Annotated in this window: 17 protein-coding genes; 8 read left to right on the forward strand and 9 right to left on the reverse strand. The window is 57.4% G+C overall.

Translation table 11 applies throughout. The annotated features are described in order from the left end of the window. Nucleotides 1–16 precede the first annotated feature (16 nt). Nucleotides 17–742: a 30S ribosomal protein S2 gene (gene rpsB / locus SPH27_RS10595; RefSeq protein WP_003856207.1), complete on the reverse strand. Its 726-nt coding sequence runs from the start codon at nucleotides 740–742 to the stop codon at nucleotides 17–19. A 321-nt stretch (nucleotides 743–1,063) separates the two neighbouring features. Here rpsB and map point away from each other — a divergent pair, with 321 nt between their 5' ends. The 4 genes from map (at nucleotide 1,064) to SPH27_RS10615 (ending at nucleotide 5,952) form a co-directional block, all read left to right on the forward strand. Next, complete coding sequence (gene map, locus SPH27_RS10600; RefSeq protein ID WP_033144670.1) at nucleotides 1,064–1,858, forward strand: type I methionyl aminopeptidase; 795 nt, start codon at nucleotides 1,064–1,066, stop codon at nucleotides 1,856–1,858. Between the two features lie 63 nt (nucleotides 1,859–1,921). Then, a complete protein-coding gene (glnD, locus tag SPH27_RS10605) occupies nucleotides 1,922–4,597 on the forward strand; it encodes a bifunctional uridylyltransferase/uridylyl-removing protein GlnD (RefSeq protein ID WP_039260604.1) in 2,676 nt (891 codons plus the stop codon). Nucleotides 4,598–4,629: 32 nt separating this feature from the next. Continuing rightward, complete coding sequence (gene dapD / locus SPH27_RS10610) at nucleotides 4,630–5,454, forward strand: 2,3,4,5-tetrahydropyridine-2,6-dicarboxylate N-succinyltransferase (RefSeq protein ID WP_008501915.1); 825 nt, start codon at nucleotides 4,630–4,632, stop codon at nucleotides 5,452–5,454. Nucleotides 5,455–5,565: 111 nt separating this feature from the next. Further along, nucleotides 5,566–5,952 carry a DUF3461 family protein gene (locus tag SPH27_RS10615; RefSeq protein WP_014168696.1) on the forward strand — a complete coding sequence of 129 codons (387 nt, stop codon included), beginning with the start codon at nucleotides 5,566–5,568 and terminating at the stop codon, nucleotides 5,950–5,952. A gap of 94 nt (nucleotides 5,953–6,046) precedes the next feature. Here the strand turns inward: SPH27_RS10615 and cdaR are convergent, their stop codons facing one another. From cdaR to dgt, 3 genes are all read right to left on the reverse strand, one after another. Further along, the gene (cdaR, locus tag SPH27_RS10620; RefSeq protein ID WP_023310452.1) at nucleotides 6,047–7,204 is read right to left on the reverse strand and encodes a DNA-binding transcriptional regulator CdaR; all 1,158 of its coding nucleotides are present in this window, start codon (nucleotides 7,202–7,204) and stop codon (nucleotides 6,047–6,049) included. A 146-nt stretch (nucleotides 7,205–7,350) separates the two neighbouring features. Continuing rightward, nucleotides 7,351–8,787, reverse strand: coding sequence for a serine endoprotease DegP (gene degP / locus SPH27_RS10625; RefSeq protein ID WP_024907518.1), 1,437 nt, complete (start codon nucleotides 8,785–8,787; stop codon nucleotides 7,351–7,353). Nucleotides 8,788–8,918: 131 nt separating this feature from the next. Then, nucleotides 8,919–10,433, reverse strand: a complete 1,515-nt coding sequence (gene dgt, locus SPH27_RS10630) for a dGTPase (RefSeq protein ID WP_048978988.1) — start codon at nucleotides 10,431–10,433, stop codon at nucleotides 8,919–8,921. Between the two features lie 82 nt (nucleotides 10,434–10,515). On the opposite strand from dgt, the gene mtnN reads away from it, so the two are divergent. From mtnN to SPH27_RS10645, 3 genes are read left to right on the forward strand one after another with little or no spacing between them, the layout of a single operon-like run. Continuing rightward, a complete protein-coding gene (gene mtnN / locus SPH27_RS10635) occupies nucleotides 10,516–11,214 on the forward strand; it encodes a 5'-methylthioadenosine/S-adenosylhomocysteine nucleosidase (RefSeq protein ID WP_014882620.1) in 699 nt (232 codons plus the stop codon). Then, the gene (btuF, locus tag SPH27_RS10640; protein WP_182071457.1) at nucleotides 11,207–12,007 is read left to right on the forward strand and encodes a vitamin B12 ABC transporter substrate-binding protein BtuF; all 801 of its coding nucleotides are present in this window, start codon (nucleotides 11,207–11,209) and stop codon (nucleotides 12,005–12,007) included. The genes mtnN and btuF overlap by 8 nt, the downstream gene beginning before the upstream one ends. Before the next feature lie 27 nt (nucleotides 12,008–12,034). After that, nucleotides 12,035–12,658: a TRIC cation channel family protein gene (locus tag SPH27_RS10645; RefSeq protein ID WP_023310447.1), complete on the forward strand. Its 624-nt coding sequence runs from the start codon at nucleotides 12,035–12,037 to the stop codon at nucleotides 12,656–12,658. A 93-nt stretch (nucleotides 12,659–12,751) separates the two neighbouring features. On the opposite strand, the gene erpA is transcribed toward SPH27_RS10645, so the two are convergent. Both erpA and clcA read right to left on the reverse strand, forming a co-directional pair. After that, the gene (gene erpA / locus SPH27_RS10650; RefSeq protein WP_023310446.1) at nucleotides 12,752–13,099 is read right to left on the reverse strand and encodes an iron-sulfur cluster insertion protein ErpA; all 348 of its coding nucleotides are present in this window, start codon (nucleotides 13,097–13,099) and stop codon (nucleotides 12,752–12,754) included. Between the two features lie 79 nt (nucleotides 13,100–13,178). After that, nucleotides 13,179–14,579, reverse strand: a complete 1,401-nt coding sequence (gene clcA, locus SPH27_RS10655) for a H(+)/Cl(-) exchange transporter ClcA (RefSeq protein ID WP_182071458.1) — start codon at nucleotides 14,577–14,579, stop codon at nucleotides 13,179–13,181. Between the two features lie 177 nt (nucleotides 14,580–14,756). On the opposite strand from clcA, the gene hemL reads away from it, so the two are divergent. Beyond that, entirely contained in the window at nucleotides 14,757–16,037 is a 1,281-nt protein-coding gene (hemL, locus tag SPH27_RS10660) for a glutamate-1-semialdehyde 2,1-aminomutase (protein ID WP_096150673.1), read from the forward strand. Between the two features lie 93 nt (nucleotides 16,038–16,130). On the opposite strand, the gene fhuB is transcribed toward hemL, so the two are convergent. Genes fhuB through fhuC form a run of 3 tightly spaced genes read right to left on the reverse strand, consistent with a single transcriptional unit; the run spans nucleotide 16,131 to nucleotide 19,797 of the window. Next, nucleotides 16,131–18,113: a Fe(3+)-hydroxamate ABC transporter permease FhuB gene (fhuB, locus tag SPH27_RS10665; RefSeq protein ID WP_182071460.1), complete on the reverse strand. Its 1,983-nt coding sequence runs from the start codon at nucleotides 18,111–18,113 to the stop codon at nucleotides 16,131–16,133. After that, nucleotides 18,110–19,000 carry a Fe(3+)-hydroxamate ABC transporter substrate-binding protein FhuD gene (gene fhuD / locus SPH27_RS10670; RefSeq protein ID WP_182071461.1) on the reverse strand — a complete coding sequence of 297 codons (891 nt, stop codon included), beginning with the start codon at nucleotides 18,998–19,000 and terminating at the stop codon, nucleotides 18,110–18,112. The genes fhuB and fhuD overlap by 4 nt, the downstream gene beginning before the upstream one ends. Beyond that, nucleotides 19,000–19,797 carry a Fe3+-hydroxamate ABC transporter ATP-binding protein FhuC gene (gene fhuC, locus SPH27_RS10675; protein ID WP_033144663.1) on the reverse strand — a complete coding sequence of 266 codons (798 nt, stop codon included), beginning with the start codon at nucleotides 19,795–19,797 and terminating at the stop codon, nucleotides 19,000–19,002. Before fhuC ends, fhuD begins: the two co-directional genes overlap by 1 nt. Nucleotides 19,798–19,844: the final 47 nt, after the last annotated feature.

Consider the following 19,844-nt stretch of genomic DNA (forward strand, 5'->3'; position numbering starts at 1 on the left):
AAGGGGTAAAACCTTATTATTCAGCTTCTACGAAGCTTTCTTCCGCCTGAGAAGCCAGATCCTGGGAACGGCCTTCACGAACGGTAGCAGCTACAGCGCTCAGGTACAGGCTAACAGCACGGATTGCGTCGTCGTTACCCGGGATAACGAAGTCAACACCGTCCGGATCGGAGTTGGTATCAACGATAGCGAATACCGGGATACCCAGGTTGTTAGCTTCTTTGATTGCGATGTGCTCGTGGTCTGCATCGATTACGAACAGCGCGTCTGGCAGGCCGCCCATATCTTTGATACCGCCCAGGCTGTTTTCCAGCTTGTCCAGTTCACGAGTGCGCATCAGCGCTTCTTTCTTAGTCAGCTTGTCGAAAGTACCGTCCTGAGACTGGGTTTCCAGATCTTTCAGGCGTTTGATGGACTGACGAACAGTTTTCCAGTTGGTCAGCATGCCGCCCAACCAGCGATGGTTCACGAAGAACTGGTCGCAGCTGTTAGCAGCATCTTTCACAGCTTCGCTTGCAGCGCGCTTAGTACCAACGAACAGAATCTTACCTTTACGGGAAGAGATCTTGTTCAGCTCAGCCAGGGCTTCGTTGAACATTGGTACAGTTTTCTCAAGGTTGATGATGTGAACTTTGTTACGCGCGCCGAAGATGAAAGGCTTCATTTTCGGGTTCCAGTAACGGGTCTGGTGACCAAAGTGAACACCAGCCTTGAGCATGTCGCGCATGGAAACAGTTGCCATGTTTAAAACCTCTATATTGAAAGTTGGGGTTATGCCTCCACGTATCCCATATTACCGACCCCGAAGGGCACCCCGGAATATGTGCCGATACGTGTGTGTTGTTACACAAAGTGAGATTTGTCGCTTCCGTCCAGCCTGTGTATCTGAGATGGATCGGAAGTCCGGCGCGCTTTATACCACAAAACACGACCAGAAACCAACAGTTGTTGGCGGAGTGTGCTGTTAATGATTCTCAATTTGGCACGGAGCGTGCCTGACTGATACCATTGACGACACTTAGACTAGTATTGTCGAAAAAATCGACACCGATGGACAGATTACATGGCTATCTCTATTAAGACACCTGAAGAAATTGAAAAGATGCGCATCGCCGGTCGTCTGGCCGCGGAAGTGCTGGAAATGATCGAGCCGTTCGTGAAGCCGGGCGTCAGCACCGGTGAACTGGACCGTATCTGTAACGACTATATCGTGAACGAGCAGCACGCGGTTTCCGCCTGCCTCGGCTACCACGGTTTCCCGAAATCCGTCTGCATCTCTATTAATGAAGTGGTGTGTCACGGCATTCCGGATGACGAAAAACTGCTGAAAGATGGCGATATCGTCAACATCGACGTAACCGTCATTAAAGACGAGTACCACGGTGACACCTCAAAAATGTTCATCGTTGGCAAGCCGACGATTCTCGGCGAGCGTCTGTGCAAAGTGACGCAAGAGAGCCTCTACCTGGCGCTGAAAATGGTTAAACCGGGTATTCGCCTGCGTACCCTCGGTGCGGCAATCCAGAAGTTTGTGGAAGCCGAAGGTTTCTCCGTGGTGCGCGAGTACTGCGGACACGGCATTGGTCGCGTCTTCCATGAAGAACCGCAGGTCCTGCACTATGATGCAGATGACGGCGGCGTGGTGCTGCAAAAAGGCATGACCTTTACCATTGAGCCGATGGTCAACGCGGGTGATTACCGCATCCGCACCATGAAAGACGGCTGGACGGTGAAAACCAAAGACAGAAGCTTGTCTGCGCAGTACGAGCATACTATTGTGGTAACAGACAACGGCTGCGAAATTATGACGTTGCGCAAGGATGACACCATCCCGGCGATACTGACGCACGATGAATGATAAAAAAGCCGGCAAATGCCGGCTTTTTTAATGGCTATAGCTTTTTCTTATGGGTGGCGCACGATGAGTAATCTTTTACCCGAACAGTATGCTAACACAGCACTTCCCACCCTCCCCGACCAGCCCGATAACCCGGGCGTCTGGCCGTCGCACGAGCTGACCTGCGCGCATATTAAAGCCCATATGGATGTTTTCCATCGCTGGCTGGGCAGCGCGTTTGACGCAGGCGTGTCGGCCGAGCAGCTCATTGAAGCGCGCACCGAATTTATCGACCAGCTGCTGCAGCGCCTGTGGATCGATTACGGGTTTGGGCAAATCAGTGATGTTGCGCTGGTTGCCGTCGGGGGCTATGGCCGCGGTGAGCTGCATCCGCTTTCCGATATCGATCTGCTGATCTTAAGCCGCAAAAAGCTGCCGGACGAACAGGCGCAAAAAATTGGCGAACTGCTGACGCTGCTCTGGGACGTAAAGCTGGAAGTCGGCCACAGCGTGCGTACCCTGGAAGAGTGTCTGCTGGAAGGGTTATCGGACCTGACCGTCGCCACCAACCTGATTGAAACCCGCCTGCTGATTGGTGACGTCGCCCTGTTCCTGGAGCTGCAAAAACACATCTTCAGCGACGGCTTCTGGCCGTCAGAAAAGTTCTTCGCCGCGAAGGTCGAGGAGCAAAACCAGCGCCACCAGCGCTACCACGGCACCAGCTATAATCTTGAACCCGATATTAAAAGCAGCCCCGGCGGCCTGCGCGACATCCACACCCTGCAGTGGGTCGCCCGCCGCCATTTTGGCGCCACTTCGATGGACGAGATGGTCGGCTTCGGCTTTTTAACCGAGGCCGAGCGTAACGAGCTGAACGAGTGCCTGCACCTGCTGTGGCGCATCCGGTTTGCCCTGCATCTGGAAGTCACCCGCTACGATAACCGCCTGCTGTTTGACCGCCAGCTCAGCGTGGCTCAGCGCCTGAATTATCAGGGCGAAGGCAACGAGCCGGTTGAGCACATGATGAAGGATTTCTTCCGCGTCACCCGCCGGGTGACCGAGCTGAACCAGATGCTGTTGCAGCTGTTCGACGAGGCCATTCTGGCCCTGACGGCGGACGAAAAACCGCGCCCGATTGATGACGAATTCCAGCTGCGCGGCACGCTTATCGACCTGCGCGACGAAACGCTGTTCATCCGCGAGCCGGAAGCGATTCTGCGGATGTTCTATACCATGGTGCGCAACAGCACCATCACCGGGATCTACTCCACCACTCTGCGCCATCTGCGCCATGCGCGCCGTCATCTGACGCAGCCGCTGTGCTATATCCCGGAAGCGCGTTCGCTGTTCCTGAGCATGCTCCGCCACCCGGGCGCCGTCAGCCGCGGCCTGCTGCCGATGCACCGCCACAGCGTGCTGTGGGCCTATATGCCGCAGTGGTCGCACATTGTCGGGCAAATGCAGTTCGATCTGTTCCACGCCTACACGGTGGATGAACACACGATCCGCGTGATGCTCAAGCTGGAAAGCTTTGCGAGAGAAGAGACGCGCTCCCGCCACCCGCTCTGCGTCGAACTGTGGCCGCGCCTGACCCATCCGGAACTGATCCTGATTGCCGCCCTGTTCCACGATATCGCCAAAGGTCGCGGCGGTGACCATTCGGTGCTGGGCGCGCAGGACGTGCTGAAATTTGCCGAACTGCACGGCCTGAACTCGCGTGAAACGCAGCTGGTGGCCTGGCTGGTGCGCCATCACCTGCTGATGTCGGTCACCGCGCAGCGTCGTGACATTCAGGATCCGGAAGTGATCAAGCAGTTCGCTGAAGAGGTTCAGACGGAAAACCGTCTGCGCTATCTGGTCTGCCTGACGGTGGCCGATATCTGCGCCACCAACGAGACCCTGTGGAACAGCTGGAAGCAGAGCCTGCTGCGCGAGCTGTACTTCGCCACCGAAAAACAGCTGCGTCGCGGGATGCAAAACACCCCGGACATGCGCGAGCGCGTGCGCCATCACCAGCTGCAGGCGCTGGCGCTGCTGCGGATGGATAATATTGATGAAGAGGCACTGCATCAGATTTGGGCCCGCTGCCGCGCCAACTATTTTGTCCGCCATAGCCCAAACCAGCTTGCGTGGCACGCGCGGCATCTGCTCAAGCACGATCTGTCCCAGCCGATGATCCTGCTGAGCCCGCAGGCCACCCGCGGCGGGACGGAGATTTTCATCTGGAGCCCGGACCGACCTTACCTGTTTGCTGCGGTCTGCGCCGAGCTGGACAGGCGTAACCTGAGCGTTCACGACGCGCAGATTTTCACCACCCGCGACGGCATGGCGATGGACACCTTTATCGTGCTTGAGCCGGACGGCAGCCCGCTCTCGTCGGACAGGCATGAAGGGATACGTTTTGGTCTGGAACAGGCGATTACCCAGCGCAGCTGGCAGCCCCCGCAGCCGCGTCGCCAGCCGGCGAAATTGCGCCACTTTACCGTCGATACCGAGGTCAATTTCCTGCCGACCCACACCGACCGTAAATCGTTCCTGGAGCTGATCGCGCTCGACCAGCCAGGGCTGCTTGCCCGCGTCGGCCAGGTTTTTGCCGATCTGGGAATTTCGCTCCACGGCGCCCGAATTACAACGATTGGCGAGCGAGTAGAAGATTTATTTATAATCGCAACAGCGGACCGGCGTGCCCTTAATAATGACCTGCAGCTTGAAGTGCAACAACGGTTGACAGCAGCCCTCAATCCAAACGATAAAGGGTGATATGTTTTTTAGTGAAATGGAAAGAGTAAACAATGCAGCAGTTACAGAACGTTATTGAGTCCGCTTTTGAGCGTCGCGCCGAGATTACCCCGGCAAATGTGGATACCGTGACCCGTGAAGCGGTAAACCAGGTGATTTCCCTTCTGGATTCCGGCGCGCTGCGCGTGGCAGAAAAAATCGACGGTCAGTGGGTCACTCATCAATGGCTGAAGAAAGCCGTGCTGCTCTCTTTCCGTATCAACGATAACCAGGTTATCGACGGAGCAGAAAGCCGCTACTTCGATAAAGTGCCAATGAAATTCGCTGACTACGACGAAGCGCGTTTCCAGAAAGAAGGCTTCCGCGTGGTACCGCCTGCGGCGGTTCGTCAGGGCGCATTCATCGCACGCAACACCGTGCTGATGCCATCCTACGTGAACATCGGTGCCTACGTTGACGAAGGCACCATGGTTGACACCTGGGCGACCGTCGGTTCATGCGCGCAGATCGGTAAAAACGTTCACCTGTCCGGCGGCGTGGGCATCGGTGGTGTTCTGGAGCCACTGCAGGCTAACCCGACCATCATCGAAGACAACTGCTTCATCGGCGCGCGCTCTGAAGTGGTTGAAGGCGTGATCGTTGAAGAAGGCTCCGTGATCTCCATGGGCGTTTACATCGGTCAGAGCACCCGTATTTACGACCGTGAAACCGGTGAAGTTCACTACGGTCGCGTTCCGGCGGGCTCCGTGGTGGTTTCCGGCAACCTGCCGTCAAAAGATGGCAAATACAGCCTGTACTGTGCGGTTATCGTGAAGAAAGTGGATGCGAAAACGCGCGGTAAAGTGGGCATCAACGAATTGCTGCGCACCATCGATTAATCGGGTATAACAAAAAGCGGGGGCAACCCCGCTTTTTTTATATCTGAGGGTGGCGAAAATAGATTTTTTCGTTAATTATTCAAAGGTTATGTTGAGATCAAGGGTACCGCTATGTACGATAATCTGAAAAGTCTGGGCATTACCAATCCTGATGAAATTGATCGTTACAGCCTCCGTCAGGAAGCCAATAACGATATTCTGAAAATCTATTTTCACAAGGACAAAGGAGAGTTTTTCGCCAAAAGCGTGAAGTTTAAATATCCACGCCAGCGTAAGACCGTTGTGGCTGACGGTGTAGGACAGGGCTACAAAGAAGTACAGGAAATCAGCCCTAACCTGCGCTATGTGATCGATGAACTCGATCAGATCTGCCAGCGCGACCGCACCGAAGTCGATCTTAAGCGTAAGATCCTTGACGACCTGCGTCACCTTGAAAGCGTTGTGACGAATAAGATCAGCGAGATTGAAGCGGATCTTGAGAAATTAACGCGGAAATAAAAGCAAAACGGCAATCCTTGATTGCCGTTTTTAGTGTTTGCGCCCTCTCCCCGTGGGAGAGGGATGGGGTGAGGGCACCAGACCGCATACAGCATCATCTCTGTTCGTCCAGCTGTAGCGCCACATACAGCAGCAGCCTGTCGTCAAAGTTTCCCAGATCCAGCCCCGTCAGCTCTGAAATCCGGTTTAACCGATACTCAAGCGTATTGCGGTGAATAAACAGCGCCTTCGAGGTCGCCAGCGGCTGCACGTTATGCCGGAACCACGCCTGCAGCGTCCGGCGCAGCAGGCCATTGTTGTCCATGGCTTTCAGACGCGCTAATGGCCGCGCCAGCTCATTGGCCTGCCAGCCCCCGCGCAGGCTGTCGAGCAGCACCGGCAGCATCAGATCCTGATAGAAATAGCTGCGGCTCTCCGGCATCCGCTGCTTGCCCACCATCATGGTGGTGCGCGCGGTACGCCAGGAGCGGGCGATACTGCCCGGCCCGGTAAAGTAGTTGCCCAGCGCAACGCGAAAACGCAGCTGGCCGTTCTCCTCCATCCGGGAGATCAGCTGCTCCACGCGACGACGATGATCGTCGGCATCCCAGCGGCCGAACGCATTGAGCGCCGGTTTGAGGACCACCATTTCCGTCAGAGAAACGATCGCCACCAGGTTATCGCGCTCCGGCGTCGCCAGCGCATTTTGCAGCTGCTGCAGCTCGGCCATCGCGCTGTCCACGCCAAGCTGGCCGCTATCGACCTCAATGACCGCCACCACGCGCGGCTGGTTTAAATCGATCCCCAGACGCTGCGCCCATTCGCTGAGCGCAGGCGTATGCTCTTCCGCCTGAATAAGGTTCATTACCAGCTCTTCACGCAGGCGGCTGTCCTGAGCGAGCAGGTGCATCAGGCGCGACTGCTCCAGCATCATCTCTGCCGTCATACAGACCAGCTCACCGTATTTTCGCAGTGACTCGGGCTCGCCGGTGAGGCCAATTACCCCCACAATTTCGCCTTCAAGACGCAGCGGTAAATTGATGCCCTGACGTACGCCGTGCAGGTGTTTCGCTACCGCATCGTCGATATCCACGACCCGCCCCTGAGAAAGCACCAGCAGCGCACCTTCGTGCAATTCCCCAATACGCTCGCGATCGCCGCTGCCAATAATGCGCCCGCGGGCATCCATTACGTTGATATTGGTATCAATGATGCGCATGGTGCGCGCCACGATATCCTGCGCCATTTTGGTATCAAGATGCCAGCCAGCCATGTAACCCTCCCGTGAGCAGAGCTCAAGCATAGGGAAGTTCAGCGACGGCTGCATTGTGCGAATGCACAAAGAGAGAGGAAGAAGTATGGAGTTGTGGCAAGAATCACAAAAACGAGAAAGCCCCTGCGAACAGGGGCTTCAGAGGATTACTGCATCAGCAGATAAAGAGAGGTATCACCACGCTGGATATTCAGCGCCAGCACGGAAGGCTTGCTGTCGAGAATTTTGCGCAGTTCAGCGATGTTTTTCACCGGCTGCTGGTTAGCGCCCATGATCACATCGCCTTTTTTCAGGCCGATACGGGCTGCCGGTGAATTCGCTTTCACGTTGTTCACCACCACGCCTTTGTCTGCGCCTTTATTGCTCATCTCGGCACCTTCAATACCGCTGAAGATGGTGCTGGAATCCACCTGATTCTGGCTGCTCTGCTGCAGCTCCAGGCTCACGTTAACCGGCTTACCGTCGCGCAGCAGGCCGAGGGTCACTTTACTGCCAATCGGCATCGAGCCCACTTCGGCACGCAGGGCGGCAAAGCTGCTGATCGGTTTACCGTTCAGGGAGGTGATCACATCCCCCGCTTTAATGCCCGCTTTCGCCGCAGAGGAATTTGGCATCACCTGGCTGACGAATGCCCCGCGCTGAGCGTCAACTTTCATCGCCTTAGCCAGTTCGGAGTTCAGCTCCGTACCGAGGATACCCAGCTCGCCGCGTTTCACCTGGCCATACTGCACCATCTGCGCGGTCAGGTTTTTCACCATGTTACTCGGGATAGCAAAGCCGATACCGATGTTGCCGCCGTCCGGTGCCAGGATAGCGGTGTTGATACCGATCAGCTCACCGTTCAGGTTCACCAGCGCACCGCCGGAGTTACCGCGGTTGATCGCCGCATCCGTCTGGATGAAGTTTTCGTAGTTTTCCGCGTTCAGGCCGCTACGACCCAGCGCTGAGACGATACCCGAGGTCACGGTTTCACCCAGACCGAACGGGTTACCGATCGCCACGGTATAGTCGCCCACGCGCAGCGCGTCAGAGTCGGCAATTTTAATCGCCGTCAGGTTTTTCGGATCCTGAATCTGGATCAGCGCAATGTCGGAGCGCGGGTCTTTACCCACCACTTTGGCGTCAAACTTGCGGCCATCGCTCAGCTGAACCTTAATGCTGTTCGCGTTATCGACAACGTGGTTGTTAGTGACGACGTAGCCTTTCGCCGCATCAATAATTACCCCCGAGCCAAGCGCCATGAATTTCTGCTGCTGGCCGCCTCCCTGGCTGTCATCCCCGGCACCGCCGCCCTGACAGAACGGAGAGCTCTGGAATGGCGAACCGTCCTGGCAGAACGGCGAGTTGTCGCCGAAGAACTGCTGGAAGTTACGCGGCATACGCGGCGTATTGACGGTCGTGCTGCCCTCAACGTTAATACTCACCACCGATGGCATCACTTTTTCGAGCATCGGTGCCAGGCTTGGCATCTGCTGCGCGGTTGCTGCCGACGACGCGGTCTCGGCTGCAGTAGCAGTCAGAGGAGACAGCGCTAAACCTAAACTCAGAGCCAGTGCACTCATTGCTAATGTGGTTTTTTTCATATTTCTCAATCTCGATTTACAGGTAACGCAAAATTGCTGTGTAACTCAGATTCATTTTATACCGCTTAGTTCCGGCGATAAGTTTATGGAAAAGGTAAAAATTTATTGGCCGTCTTTACAAAACTCCGGAATTATTCCACCGCCATGAGCTTGCGGTATTCATCCCAGGCATACAAATCCGTCATGCCGCTGATATAGTCCTGGATAAGACGGCAGCGATAATAATATTCCATCACCGGCCATTGGGGAGAGTTGCGTTCCAGCTTACCAATCGCTTCGACATACGCCAGACGATGCCGGGTAGAAAGTTTCTGATAAAGCCGCGATTCGATGGGTATTCTGCGCACGCGCTCGTGTTCCACCAGTTCGCTGAATTCATCGACCGACAGCTGAAGCAACGGGGAATAAATTTCCAGTAACCCACTGATTACCCGATAGCCCTGCAGCTCTAGCTGCTCGACATCCGGATGGCTGAATACATGCCGCATCGCCACATGTTTATAAAGCTCAAGGAGTTGACTGAAACTACTGTCATCTTCCAGCAGCGCGTGGTTGAATTCCCCGCTGAAAATGAGCGGCAAATTATCAATAAAACGCGACGCCGCATACGGCACCAGTTTATTTAATGTATTGACCCGCAAATACATAAAGAACTGGTCTTCCGTACTGCGGCTTAATGTATTTGAGCGCGATTTTTCCCAGGCATTTTCGACAACCTGCGCAAACAGCGAACTTTTTTCATGGGTACCCCAGGACGCATAAAGATGTTGATAAAGCTCCTCGACGCTGAAGATTCTTTTCTCCACGGCATCTTCCAGATCGGCCACGCAATAGGAAATATCATCGGCGGCTTCCATAATCCACGTCAATGGAAAGCGGCCGTTTGGCGTCAATGAAAGTTCTTTACGTAACCGTTCAATATAGGCCTCTTCGGAAAGGTAATAGCCCGGTTTTTTCATTAAATAGCTGTGGGACGCGGGCGTATCCCCCATCCACCACGCGGGGCGCGTATATTTCAGAATGCAGCCGACCTGTGCCCAGGTCAGGTTCATGCGCATCAGGGAATGGACCAGCCGGATCCCCTGCGCGTTGCCCTCGAAGTGACACAAATCCTGGCGCACTTTACGGCGCAGATCGTTCAGCCCCTCTTCACCTTCACGCAGGCGTAAATCGCGTACGATGCAGCGGTCATCGCTGAGGGGCTGGCTTACCGCATCCGAAGGATAAAGCCGCTGCTTAAACCAGTCATTGATCGCCGCCTCACCAAAGTGGCCGAAAGGCGGGTTGCCGATGTCATGCATCAGGCAGGCCATCTCAACGATGCTCTCGAAGGGCCCCGTCAGCTCGTCCAGACCATAGGCTTCCAGTAAACGCTGCTCTTTGAGACGGCTCAAAATCTCTTTGGCAATGTAGCGCCCGACCTGCTGCACTTCCATCGAGTGGGTTAAGCGCGTGCGCACCGCGGCGTTACGCTCCAGCGGGAACACCTGAGTTTTTTGCTGCAGACGGCGGATGGCAGGCGAGTTAACGATCCGCCCGCGATCGCTCTCGAATATACGCAGGATCTCATGTTCGCTCTTGTCGCCCTGCGGCGAACGGAAACGTCGGTGCCAGTTTATTTTGGTGCGAAAATCGATTGGTGACATGTGCTCCCCCGCGTGAGAATGCGTTTCCCCTTAACCGCATGATAGACTATGCATCTTAACAAGGCACATCGCGAGTAAATCTATGAAAATCGGCATTATTGGTGCAATGGAAGAAGAAGTTACGCTGCTGCGTGACAAAATTGAGAACCGTCAGACCCTCTCTCTGGGAGGTTGTGAGATCTATACCGGCCAGCTGAACGGTGTTGACGTGGCTCTGCTGAAATCAGGCATCGGTAAAGTGGCTGCTGCGCTGGGTGCAACCCTGCTGCTTGAGCGCTGCAAGCCGGACGTGATCGTGAATACCGGCTCTGCGGGCGGCCTGGCGCCGACGCTGAAAGTGGGCGATATCGTTGTCTCCGACGAAGCGCGTTACCACGATGCCGACGTCACCGCGTTCGGTTACGAGTACGGCCAGCTCCCGGGCTGCCCTGCTGGTTTTAAAGCTGACGACAAGCTGATTGCGGCGGCAGAGACCTGCATCGCAGAACTCAACCTCAACGCGGTACGCGGTCTGATTGTCAGCGGTGATGCCTTCATCAACGGCTCCGTTGGGCTGGCGAAAATCCGTCATAACTTCCCTCAGGCGGTTGCCGTTGAGATGGAAGCGACCGCGATCGCTCACGTTTGCCATAACTTCAGCGTACCGTTCGTGGTGGTTCGCGCCATCTCTGACGTGGCAGACCAGCAGTCCCACATCAGCTTCGACGAGTTCCTGACCGTTGCGGCAAAACAGTCCACCGTGATGGTGGAGCGCCTGGTGCAGAATCTGGCACGTGGCTAAACATACCGTCAGGGCGCTGGCCGCCCTGCTTCTTCTCGCACCGCTGTGGCTCTATGCGTTACCGCGCGTGATTACCCTCTCTCCCGCAAATACGGAACTGGCGTTTGCCGCCGGGATCACGCCCGTTGGCGTGAGTAGCTTTTCGGATTACCCACCGCAAGCCGCGGGTATTGAACAGGTGGCAACCTGGCAGGGGATGAACCTTGAGCGCATCGTGGCGCTTAAACCGGATCTCGTGCTGGCCTGGCGCGGCGGCAACGCCGAGCGGCAGGTCAACCAGCTCACCTCGCTTGGCATAAAGGTGATGTGGATTGATGCCGTCAGCATTGAGCAGGTCGCTCAGGCGCTACGCGCCCTGGCACCCTACAGCCCTACGCCCAAAAAAGCCGAGGCTGCGGCGAAACAGATGCTGAGCGACTATGCCGCGCTGAAATCCCGATACGATACCCCTTTTAAAAAACGCATCTTCCTGCAGTTTGGCAGCCAGCCGCTGTTCACCACCGGAAAAGGGTCGATTCAGAACCAGGTGCTGGAAGTCTGTGGCGGTGAAAATATCTTTGCTGCCAGCCGGGTGCCGTGGCCTCAGGTGAGCCGCGAACAGGTGCTGGCGCGCCAGCCGCAGGCCATCGTCGTGGTCGGAAATGCGAGCGAGATTCCTAAAATTGAACAATTCTGGCAAAAGCAGCTAAAAATTCCGGTGATCCCGCTCAACAGCGACTGGTTTGAACGCGCCAGCCCGCGTATTATCCTCGCCGCAAAACAGCTCTGTGCCGCGCTGGCAGAGAGTCACTAACATAAGACCCTTTTCGAGGATTTAACGATGCTCGTTTATTGGCTGGATATTCTTGGCACAGCCGTTTTTGCTATCTCCGGCGTTCTGCTCGCCGGAAAACTACGCATGGATCCGTTTGGCGTGCTGGTGCTGGGCGTCGTGACCGCCGTCGGCGGCGGGACTATCCGCGATATGGCGCTGGCAAATGGCCCGGTGTTTTGGGTGAAAGATCCTACCGATCTGGTGGTCGCGATGGTCACCTGCCTGTTGACCATTGTGCTGGTTCGCCAGCCCCGCCGCTTACCCAAGTGGATATTGCCGGTACTGGATGCCGTGGGTCTGGCCGTGTTTGTCGGTATTGGCGTCAACAAGGCGTTTAATGCCGGTACCGGTCCGATGGTGGCAATCTGCATGGGCGTATTAACCGGCGTGGGCGGTGGGATCATTCGCGACATTCTGGCGCGTGAAGTGCCGATGATCCTGCGTACTGAAATTTACGCAACGGCCTGCATTGTGGGCGGGATTGTTCACGCTACCGCGTACTACACCTTTGCCCTCCCGCTGGAAAATGCCGCGATGCTGGGGATGGTCGTGACGCTGGTGATACGCTTAGCGGCGATACGCTGGCACCTGAAGCTGCCGACGTTTGCGCTGGATGATAATGGCAGGTAAAAGCAAAACGGTAACCGCAAGGTTACCGTTTTTAGTCTTTTCTCCCTCTCCCTGTGGGAGAGGGACGGAGTAACGGCATCAGCCCGCACTCTCTTAGATGCTGAACGAAGATCCACACCCGCAGGTGCTTGTCGCATTCGGGTTCGTGACCACAAAGCGCGAACCTTCCAGACCCTCGGTGTAATCCACCGAACCACCCACCAGATATTGCAGGCTCATCGGGTCAACCACCAGCGCGACGCCCTGTTTCTCGATAGTCATATCGCCATCGTTAACCTGATCGTCAAAGGTAAAACCATACTGGAAGCCGCTGCAGCCGCCACCGGTAATATAAACACGCAGTTTCAGATCCGGATTGTCTTCGTCGGCAATCAGGACTTTCACTTTGTTGGCTGCTGCTTCGGTAAATTCGAGCGGTACAGCTACTACGTCATCACTCATCTTATGCTCCCATGAATACTGCTATTGGGTAAAATTCACCCAATTCTTTGTCTCATTATCTAATACCCTGGTAATTCATTCAAGTATTCTGCATGGCGGCCCGTTCAGCCTCTTGTTTCGCCAGGGTACGCGCGAGGATGGTGGAGTATAGCGGTTTTCCACCCAGGAACTGGGCTAATAGTGTCGCGCCGAGACAGGTGATGATCATTGGCAAAATGAGCTGGTAATTGTCCGTCATTTCCAGCACCAGCACGATCCCGGTCAAGGGCGCACGCAGGGACGCGGCCAGCAGCGCCCCCATTCCGGCCACCGCAAAGGTCCCGGCTTCAAGGTGATAGGCGGGAAAGCCCACTTCAGCCGCCATACCAAACGCGGTCCCGAGCAGCGTACCCAGCGCCAGCATCGGGGCAAAAATTCCCCCGGGCGCGCCGGAAGAGAAGCACAGTACCGTCGTGATAACCCGTGAGATAAACATAAACAGCAGCAGACCCACGCTGAAATTCCCCGCCGCCGCAATGGGAATCAGCCCGAACCCGCCGCCTGCGGCATTCGGCTCGATAAACCCGAGTACGCCACACATTCCGCCCAGCAGACCGCCCATCAGCACCCATTTCGTGGTGTTCCCGCCGTGAATGCGCTGGAACATATCTTGAGCGCGCAGGATAAAGGTGTTAAACAGCGGCCCCACCACGCCAAAAATCATGCCGAGGATCAGGTAAAGCCACAGGGTGTTGACCGGCGCGTTGGTCAGTTTACCCACCTCAATGACCGCTCCCTCGCCATTAAAGATGCGAAACACGATGCTCGACATAATGACGCCGGTGAATACCGCTTTAATTGAGATCAGGTTGTAGCGGAACTGCGCGCGCATCTCTTCGATAATGAATAAAATGCCCGCCAGCGGCGCGTTAAACGCGGCGGAAAGTCCCGCCGCCGCGCCGGTTGCCAGCAGCGTATGGCGCGCTTCGGCGCTTCGCATCCGAAACAGATCGCCCACCATGCGGCCGACGTTCCCCCCCAGCTGTACCGTGGGTCCTTCCCGTCCAAGCACCATTCCCGCGCCCAGAGTCCCCATGCCGCCGATGAACTTAACCGGAATCACCCGCCACCAGCGTACCGGACGCAGCTCCTCCAGCGCGCCTTCAATTTCCGGGATGCCCGATCCCCCCGCTTCCGGCGCGAATTTACGCACCAGAAAATACCCCACCATGGCAAACAGCGCGGACAGCCCGAATGCCCACACCCAGACCAGCCATTCGCTGTCGGCGAAACCGGCCACGGTGCCCACTCGCCAGTTGAGTACGGCATTAACCGCTTTTTCAAACGCTACGCCAACCAGGCCCGCGAGAGTGCCCACCACGGCAGCGGCCAGCAGGATCGCCAGCGGCGTTTTATCGCGATTGAGCAGCCGCCGAATGCTGATTCGGTGCTGGGCGCGCGTAAACTGTTGTTCTTCAAAAGACGGAGAATCTGATTTCATGTCCTGTTCTTATTTGTCACACAAAAAGCCGCGAGGATTTTACCAGAGACGGCCCTACCGTCTCCTGAAAATTACTTAACAAATCTTAAAGCATTGCCCGGCTAAAAATTTCATAACCTTCCCCGAATCACATAGAATAGTGGGCTTAACCATTTTATTCGAACCAGGAACGACGCCATGAGCAAGTCTGAAAACCTCTACAGTGCAGCCCGCGAGCTTATTCCGGGTGGCGTGAACTCACCTGTGCGCGCCTTCACCGGCGTGGGCGGTACGCCGCTGTTTATCGAACGTGCTGACGGCGCGTATCTGTATGATGTCGATGGCAAAGCCTATATCGATTATGTGGGTTCCTGGGGGCCGATGGTGCTGGGGCACAACCATCCGGCCATTCGTAACGCGGTAATTGAAGCCGCCCAGCGCGGCCTGAGCTTCGGTGCGCCAACCGAAATGGAAGTGAAAATGGCGGAGCTGGTGACCGAACTGGTGCCTACCATGGACATGGTGCGTATGGTGAACTCCGGTACCGAAGCCACCATGAGCGCCATCCGCCTGGCGCGCGGTTTTACCGGTCGCGATAAAATCATCAAGTTTGAAGGCTGTTACCACGGTCACGCCGACTGTCTGCTGGTGAAGGCCGGTTCCGGCGCGCTGACGCTCGGCCAGCCGAACTCGCCTGGCGTACCGGCAGATTTCGCGAAGCACACCCTGACCTGCACCTACAACGATCTTGCTACCGTTCGCGCGGCGTTCGAGCAGTATCCGCAGGAGATCGCCTGCATCATCGTTGAGCCGGTTGCCGGCAACATGAACTGTATCCCACCGCAGCCTGACTTCCTGCCGGGCCTGCGCGCCCTGTGCGACGAGTTCGGCGCGCTGCTGATCATCGATGAAGTCATGACCGGCTTCCGCGTGGCGCTGGCGGGGGCACAGTCTTACTACGACGTCGTGCCGGACCTGACCTGCCTCGGCAAAATCATCGGCGGCGGCATGCCGGTCGGCGCATTCGGTGGTCGTAAGGACGTGATGGAAGCCCTGGCGCCAACCGGCCCGGTTTACCAGGCGGGCACGCTTTCCGGTAACCCTATCGCCATGGCGGCGGGCTTTGCCTGCCTGACCGAAGTGGCACAGCCGGGTATTCACGAAACCCTGACCGACCTGACCTCGCAGCTGGCAAACGGTCTGCTGGAAGCGGCAGAAGAAGCGGGTATTCCGCTGGTGGTTAACCACGTGGGCGGCATGTTCGGGATTTTCTTCACCGATGCGAAAACCGTGACCTGCTATCAGGACGTGGTGAAGTGCGACGTTGAACGCTTCAAGCGCTTCTTCCACCTGATGCTGGACGAAGGCGTGTACCTGGCGCCGTCCGCGTTCGAAGCGGGCTTTATGTCCGTGGCGCACAGCGAAGATGATATCAACAACACCATCGACGCGGCGCGCAAGGTGTTTGCGAAGCTGTAAGATGTGCGGCTTGATGCCCTCACCCCAACCCTCTCCCACGAGGAGAGGGAGCAAACACTAAAACGGCAATCAAAGGATTGCCGTTTACTTTTATTACCGACTCTGCTTTCTCAACAGATAAATAAAGTACGGCGCACCGATAAAGGTCGACAGCAGACCCGCCGGGATCTGATACGGGAACAGCACCATTCTTCCGCACCAGTCCGCGAACACCAGCATCACCCCGCCCGTCAGGGCCGACATGACGATATGCGGCATCGTCCGCCGGAATCCCATCATTCTGGCAATGTGCGGCGCCATTAATCCGACAAAACTCAGCGGTCCAATCGTCAGGGTTGCCACAGCCGTCAGGCACGCCGCCAGCAGCAGCAGGGCCACGCGCGCTGGCGTCAGCGCCATTCCCACCGCACGCGCGGTTTCGCCGCCGAGCGGCAGAATGGTCATCCAGCGGCGGCACAGCGGCACCATCGCCAGCAGCACGAGCATCGCGATCCCGGACCAGACCACCTGGCTGCCGGTGGCGTTGTAGGTTGAGCCGGAAATCCAGGTCAGGATCTTCGCCATACGCGGATCGCCGCTGGCCTGCAGCATCATCAGCAGCATGGTAAATGCGGTGCTGAGCGCCATCCCGGCCAGCAGCATGCGGTGCGGTGAAAACCCGCCGCGACCGGCGGCAATCAGGATAATAATCAGCGTGACTGCCGCACCGATACTGCCGGCTGGCATCAGCCAGCCAAACGCATTCCCCGGCACAAAGAACAGCATCAGCACCACGCCAAAGGCGGCGCCAGAGCTGATCCCGAGCACTTCAGGGCTTGCCATCGGGTTGCCGGTCAGACGCTGAATAATGCACCCCGCCACCGCCAGCATCACCCCTGCGATCAGCGCAGCGAAGATACGCGGCCAGCGCCATTGCACCAGTTCATTGAGTAAATCACCCGTTGCCCAGTGCCAGCACATGGCATCGCGTCCGAATGAGAGCGCCGCGAACGAGGCGATAATCAGCACCGCCAGACCGGCAAGGCTAAACCACAGCACCGACTGACGTTCAGCGTAGACTTTATCGCCGGCGTCCATCGCCGGTGCGCTCATGCTGCGCAGGCGCGGCAGCAGCCACAGCAGCAGCGGCGCCCCGATAAGCGCGGTCACAGAGCCGGTGGACACTTCCCTCCAGACCTGCGCCAGCCAGAGAATAAGCTGATCGGAAAGCCAGAGGATCAGCGCTCCAATCAGCGGCGCCAGCATCAGACGCGCCAGCAGGCGACGCGCCCCGAGCATTTTCGCCAGCAGCGGCGCAAACAGGCCGATAAACCCGATGATGCCAACCGCGTTGACCAGCAGGGCACTCAATACAATCGCCAGCGTCAGCGCCGCCAGACGAGCCAGCGACAGCGCCAGCCCCAGGTTACGCGCCACGCCATCATCCAGCCCCATGAGCGTCAGGGGGCGCAGGAGCAGCAGCGTCAGCACGACGCCGCCAGCCAGCTGCGGCCAGAGGTGCTCTACAACGCTCCAGTCGGTCTGGGTGAGCGTGCCGGTACTCCACAGGAACATGCTTTGCAGCCGATCGTGATGGAACAGCACCAGCAGCTGGTTAATCGCCCCGCAGTACAGGCTCACCACCAGCCCGGCCAGAATAAGCGTCACAGGAGAAAGGCGCTTGCCCCAGGCCACGCCAAAGACCAGCGCGCCCACCACGCACGCTCCCGCGAGTGCCGCAAACTGCGAGGTTAACGCTCCCGGCAGCGCCCACAGCGTGGTGATAGTGATCCCAAGCTGCGCGCCGGTCGCGACGCCGAGCGTGGTTGGCTCTGCCAGCGGGTTACGTAAAACCTGCTGGAACAGCACGCCTACCAGCCCTAAGCCGGCCCCGACCAAAAGGGAGATCGCCAGACGCGGCAGCAGGCTGTAGTGGAACAGCATCTGCTGAATATTGTCGATATCCGGCGAGGCCAGAGCGGCCCCCCACTGCGCGCGCGGTAAGGCCGCGGAGAGGTTGAACCCGGTTAATACCAGCGCAACCAGAAAAAGCAGGGATAACAGCAGCGCCGGGAAGCGGGCGATACGCGTACTCATGCTTTATCTCCCAGGGCGTTATCCAGCACGCGGGCAAAATGCATGGCCGACAGCGTCGCACCGTAGAACCAGACCGCCGGGGCGCGCTGGAAGCGCTTCTCGCGCACAAACGGCATCGCCTGCCAGAGCGGGGTCGCCATCAGGGTTTGCATGTCGCGTTCGTTACCGTGATCGAAACAGAGCACGTCCACATCGCGAAACGCCGCCAGGCGGTCGATACCCACGGCGGTACTGCCCCAGAAGGTCATCTCCCCTTCCCAGGCGTTGCGAATACCGAAGCTGTCCAGCACCTCCTGGAACAGACAGTTTTTACCGAAGACCAGCATATGGCGGGCGTCCAGCAGCGTCACCATCAGCAGCGGACGATCGCCCCGGTGAGCAAAGCGCGGCTTCAGGGAGTCGATCAGGGCATCAAATTCGTCGAGATGCTTTTTGGCCTCCGCTTCGCGGTTGAGGAAATGCGCCATCTCGTTAATCGAGTTTTTCGCCACGGCCAGCGGTTTTTTACCGTCGCTGAAAGCAAATCCACGTCCCGGCGCAATGCGCGCCATTGTCTCCTCTGACGGGCCGTAGCCCGCTGACCAGAACAGGAACGAGGGTTTCATCTGGGTCAGCAGCTCAAGGTTTGGCTCCGTTCGCAGACCGACGTCGATTACCGAGTCCGGCAGCTTTGGCTCGTTCACCCAGAGGTTATAGTTAGGAATGTCCGCCACGCCATAGGGCGTGACGCCGAGCGCCATCATCAGTTCGACCGGCAGCCACTCCAGGGCCACAATACGGTGCGGATCGACGGCGGCGGCACGCGCCGTATTCATTTTTAACAGCAGCGGCGAGAGCGCCATCGCCGTCAGCAGGCGACGGCGGCTAATGCGTGTGTTATTCAGCATCAGTAGACAAAGCTCACCGGTGCAGCCCCGGCCGGGTGAGGCAGAATACCCATCGGAATACCGTAAATATGTTCCAGCGTTTCGCTGCGCATCAGCTCTGCCGGTGTCCCCTGGGCAATCATCTCGCCCCCGCGCAGCGCGACGAGGTAGTCACAATAGCGCGCGGCCATGTTGATATCGTGCAGGACCGCAATGACCGTCAGGCCACGTTGCTGGCTCAGGCGATGCACCAGCGCCAGGACGTCGACCTGATGGGCGATATCCAGCGCAGAGGTCGGTTCATCCAGCAGCAGACAGCGGCTGTCCTGCGCCACCAGCATCGCGATCCACGCGCGCTGACGTTCGCCGCCGGACAGGCTATCCACCAGACGGTGCGCCAGCGGTTTTAGCCCGACCAGCGCAATCGCCTCTTCCACCTTCTCTCTGTCGGCGACGCCGAAGCGCCCAAGCGCACCGTGCCACGGATAACGCCCAATCGCCACCAGCTCGCGCACCGTCATCCCTTCCGCCTGCGGCAGCTGCTGCGGCAGATAGGCCACTTTGCGGGCAAAGGCTTTACTGCTCCAGCTCTCCAGCGGTTGGTCATCCAGCAGAATATCGCCTTCTGAAGGCGGCTGATGGCGCCCCAGCATCTTGAGAAGCGTGGATTTACCGGAACCGTTATGACCAATCAGGCCCGTCACTTTACCGGCCGGAAACGTCAGAGAGAGCGGATGCAGCAGCGTGCGCCCGGGTACGCGAAAGGAGAGATGGTTGAGCGTAAAGGTGGTGTCGGGTTGCGTTTGAATATCCTGCATATCAGCCAACTTAAATAAAAAGGGCACGGCGAACCGTGCCCGAAGAG

This window comes from Enterobacter sp. A103 (assembly GCF_034427535.1).
Classification (GTDB): Bacteria; Pseudomonadota; Gammaproteobacteria; order Enterobacterales; family Enterobacteriaceae; genus Enterobacter; species Enterobacter asburiae_B.

Excerpts from the sequence above, each read along its gene's own strand:
- SPH27_RS10615 (WP_014168696.1), top strand. The coding sequence starts at position 5,566 with ATGTACGATAATCTGAAAAGTCTGGGCATTACCAATCCTGATGAAATT.
- glnD (WP_039260604.1), top strand. The coding sequence starts at position 1,922 with ATGAGTAATCTTTTACCCGAACAGTATGCTAACACAGCACTTCCCACC.
- fhuB (WP_182071460.1), bottom strand. The coding sequence starts at position 18,113 with ATGAGTACGCGTATCGCCCGCTTCCCGGCGCTGCTGTTATCCCTGCTT.
- SPH27_RS10645 (WP_023310447.1), top strand. The coding sequence starts at position 12,035 with ATGCTCGTTTATTGGCTGGATATTCTTGGCACAGCCGTTTTTGCTATC.
- degP (WP_024907518.1), bottom strand. The coding sequence starts at position 8,787 with ATGAAAAAAACCACATTAGCAATGAGTGCACTGGCTCTGAGTTTAGGT.
- clcA (WP_182071458.1), bottom strand. The coding sequence starts at position 14,579 with ATGAAATCAGATTCTCCGTCTTTTGAAGAACAACAGTTTACGCGCGCC.
- hemL (WP_096150673.1), top strand. The coding sequence starts at position 14,757 with ATGAGCAAGTCTGAAAACCTCTACAGTGCAGCCCGCGAGCTTATTCCG.
- erpA (WP_023310446.1), bottom strand. The coding sequence starts at position 13,099 with ATGAGTGATGACGTAGTAGCTGTACCGCTCGAATTTACCGAAGCAGCA.
- fhuD (WP_182071461.1), bottom strand. The coding sequence starts at position 19,000 with ATGCTGAATAACACACGCATTAGCCGCCGTCGCCTGCTGACGGCGATG.
- fhuC (WP_033144663.1), bottom strand. The coding sequence starts at position 19,797 with ATGCAGGATATTCAAACGCAACCCGACACCACCTTTACGCTCAACCAT.
- map (WP_033144670.1), top strand. The coding sequence starts at position 1,064 with ATGGCTATCTCTATTAAGACACCTGAAGAAATTGAAAAGATGCGCATC.
- mtnN (WP_014882620.1), top strand. The coding sequence starts at position 10,516 with ATGAAAATCGGCATTATTGGTGCAATGGAAGAAGAAGTTACGCTGCTG.
- rpsB (WP_003856207.1), bottom strand. The coding sequence starts at position 742 with ATGGCAACTGTTTCCATGCGCGACATGCTCAAGGCTGGTGTTCACTTT.
- dapD (WP_008501915.1), top strand. The coding sequence starts at position 4,630 with ATGCAGCAGTTACAGAACGTTATTGAGTCCGCTTTTGAGCGTCGCGCC.
- cdaR (WP_023310452.1), bottom strand. The coding sequence starts at position 7,204 with ATGGCTGGCTGGCATCTTGATACCAAAATGGCGCAGGATATCGTGGCG.
- dgt (WP_048978988.1), bottom strand. The coding sequence starts at position 10,433 with ATGTCACCAATCGATTTTCGCACCAAAATAAACTGGCACCGACGTTTC.